Origin of the sequence: Campylobacter concisus (assembly GCF_002913865.1) — a bacterium.
GTDB classification, from domain to species: domain Bacteria; phylum Campylobacterota; class Campylobacteria; order Campylobacterales; family Campylobacteraceae; genus Campylobacter_A; species Campylobacter_A concisus_AM.
This window is the reverse complement of the sequence record NZ_POYX01000030.1, coordinates 1-3,242: the sequence shown is the minus strand read 5'-3', so window position 1 is coordinate 3,242 and position 3,242 is coordinate 1. Positions and strand designations below refer to the sequence as shown.

Annotated in this window: 2 protein-coding genes and 1 pseudogene; all 3 read left to right on the top strand. The window is 38.8% G+C overall.

The genetic code is table 11. The annotated features are described in order from the left end of the window. The first annotated feature begins 278 nt into the window (after window positions 1–278). The gene (locus tag CYP77_RS02020) at window positions 279–1,292 is read left to right on the top strand and encodes a bifunctional 3,4-dihydroxy-2-butanone 4-phosphate synthase/GTP cyclohydrolase II (protein WP_103566174.1); all 1,014 of its coding nucleotides are present in this window, start codon (window positions 279–281) and stop codon (window positions 1,290–1,292) included. A gap of 10 nt (window positions 1,293–1,302) precedes the next feature. Beyond that, window positions 1,303–2,856: pseudogene (locus CYP77_RS02015) on the top strand (type I restriction-modification system subunit M). Further along, a partial coding sequence (locus CYP77_RS02010) for a restriction endonuclease subunit S (protein WP_181001943.1) occupies window positions 2,853–3,242 on the top strand: 390 nt, incomplete at its 3' end. The pseudogene CYP77_RS02015 and the gene CYP77_RS02010, both read left to right, overlap by 4 nt.

The window sequence follows — 3,242 nt, the reverse complement described above, 5'->3', positions numbered from 1 at the left end:
TAATAAGCTAAAATAACAATTTATTGTTGCCTAAAGTTTAAGGCATATTTTAAAAGTTAAAGTCAAAATTTGTTTTATCACGAAATATACATTTAATTTTTATGCCTATACGAGATAAATTTATCCTGTCAAATGGCTAATATCAACCTCAAAAGCTTAAATTTTGGTGTAAATTCTATTTTTTCTCAAAAGTGATTACCGACAAAGAAAAAATATTATTTTTATCTCTTAGTTATCAAAATATCAATATAATCGTAAAAATTTATAAAAGGATAATTATGGCACTTGAAAATGTATTAAGAGCGATTGAAGATATAAAAAATGGAAAAATGGTCGTTATGGTCGATGATGAGGATCGCGAAAATGAGGGCGATCTAGTCTTTTCAGCAGCTAGTAGCGACATGCAAAAGGTAAATTTCGCTATCACTCATGCAAAGGGCGTGCTCTGTCTTGCGATGGACGAGGCAAACGCAAAAAGGCTTGACCTGCCGCTAATGGTAGCTAAAAACACATCGAGCCACGAGACAGCTTTTACAGTCACGATCGACGCAAAAGACGCAACAACGGGCGTTAGCGCATATGAGCGCGATATGACGATCAGGCTTGCGGCAGAGGCCAGCTCAAAGCCTGAGGACTTTGTGCGCCCAGGACACATTTTCCCACTTATCGCAAAAAATGGTGGCGTGCTTGTTCGCACAGGCCACACCGAGGGCTCGGTCGATCTTTGCAAGCTCGCTGGCGTCACTCCAATGGCGTCTATATGTGAGATCGTAAAAGAAGATGGCACAATGGCAAGACGCGACTACTTGGAGGAGTTTTGCGAGAAATTTGGGCTAAATATGATCAGCGTTTCTGACCTGGTCGAGTATAGACTAAGTCATGAAAGCCTCATAAGAGTTGGCGAAAAAATTGACGTCAAGATCGCAGATTGCGCGGCTATAAGATACGATATCACCGATCACAAAGGTAAAATTCACTCAGCCTATCTTTTTGGTGAGCCAAAGAGCAAGGCAAATGTCAAATTTCAAAAGATCCTTGCCGATCACGAGCTTTTGAGCAGTCTAAAATATGACGAGCTTTTAAAAACTATCAAATTTCTAAACCAAAATGGTGGAATTTTGATCTTTTTAGATAGTGACAACTCAAACACTAGCAAGGACTACGGCATCGGAGCGCAAATTTTAAATCACTTTGGTGTAAAAGATATCGAGCTTCTAAGCTCAAATAAAAATAAAGAATTTGTAAGCTTAGCTGGTTTTGGGCTAAATATAGTCGGCTATAAGGAAATTTAAAGGAGATAAAATGAGCGAAGAGGCACAACGCAGAGCCTTACAAAATCAAATTTGGAGCATCGCAAATGAAGTAAGGGGTGCTGTTGATGGATGGGACTTTAAGCAGTATGTCCTCGGAACTTTGTTTTATAGATTTATTAGCGAAAATTTTACTGACTACATAGAGGCTGGAGACGAGAGCATCGACTACGCTAGCATGGGCGATGATGAGATACATGACGAGCAAAAAAGGGTCATTATAGAAGAAAAGGGCTACTTCATCTATCCTAGTCAGCTTTTTAAAAATATCGTAAAAAATGCCTCAAATAATGCAAATTTAAATACCGATCTAGATTAAATTTTTAAAAGTATCGAAGGCTCAGCCGCTGGGTTTGAGTCAGAGCAAGACATCAAAGGGCTTTTTGCTGACTTTGATACGACTAGCAACAGGCTTGGCAATAGCGTCGCAGATAAAAACAGAAGGCTTGCTGCTGTTTTAAACGGAGTTGCTGGGCTTGACTTTGGTGACTTTAAAGATAACCACATCGATCTTTTTGGCGATGCTTATGAGTTTCTCATCTCAAACTACGCTGCAAATGCTGGCAAGTCAGGCGGCGAGTTTTTCACTCCGCAAAATGTCTCAAAGCTCATCTCTGAGCTAGCCATGCACGGACAAGAAAGTGTAAATAAAATTTACGATCCAGCTTGTGGCTCTGGTTCGCTACTTTTGCAAGCTAAAAAGAGATTTGACAAGCATGAGGTAGAGCAGGGCTTTTTTGGACAAGAGATCAATCACACGACATTTAACCTTGCTCGCATGAATATGTTTTTACACAACATAAACTACTCTAAATTTCACATCGAGCTTGGCGATACGCTTTTAGACCCAAAGCTTCAGGATGATAAGCCATTTGACGCCATCGTCTCAAACCCTCCTTACTCTATAAACTGGATCGGCAGCGATGATCCGACACTTGTAAATGATGCTAGATTTGCCCCAGCTGGCGTACTAGCACCTAAAAGCAAGGCAGACTTTGCCTTTATCATGCATGCTCTTAGTTACCTTTCTGCAAAAGGGCGGGCTGCCATCGTTAGCTTTCCTGGCATTTTTTATAGAGGCGGCGCTGAAAAGAAGATACGTGAGTATCTTGTAAAAGAAAATTTCGTCGAAACCATCATCGCCCTAGCGCCAAATCTCTTTTATGGCACATCGATCGCTGTAAATATCCTTGTGCTCTCAAAGCACAAAAGTGAAAATAAAACGCAGTTTATAGACGCTAGTGAGTTTTTTGAAAAAAGAACGAACAATAACGTTTTAACAAGTGAGCACATTAAAAAGATAGTAGAAATTTTTGCTAGCAAAGAAGAGATCGCTCACGTGGCTACATCGGTGGATAATGACACTATCGCCCAAAATGACTACAACCTAGCAGTAAGCTCCTATGTCGAGCCAAAAGATACACGTGAAAAGATAGATATAAATGAGCTAAATTTACAGATAAAAGAGACCGTGGCTAAGATATCAAATTTGCGCTCGCAGATAGATGACATCATCGCGCAGATAGAGCTGGATGGCGAGAGATGAGTAAAATTTTTGATCTGATAAATGAGCTTTGTCCGAATGGGGTTGAATTTAGAGAATTACAGGAAATTTGTTACACAATTACTAGCCCAATAAAGTTAAAAGCAAATCAATACAGAAAAAATGGAAAAATACCTATAATTGATCAAGGAGAAGAATTTATAGCTGGCTATTGTGATTGCAATAGTTTTATTAATAAAGGGGAATATGTTATTTTTGGAGACCATTCAGAACATATAAAATTTATAGATTTCGCATTTGTTCAAGGTGCTGACGGGTTAAAAATCTTAGTTGCGAAAGAATGTATCTTACCAAAATTTTTATATTACTCTTTTTTAAATTTCTATTGTAGAGAAAATAATTATAAACGGCATTGGAGTAGAGCAAAA

What these genes read in the sequence shown, in the direction of transcription:
- CYP77_RS02020 (WP_103566174.1), top strand. Translation starts at nt 279, where the DNA reads ATGGCACTTGAAAATGTATTAAGAGCGATTGAAGATATAAAAAATGGA.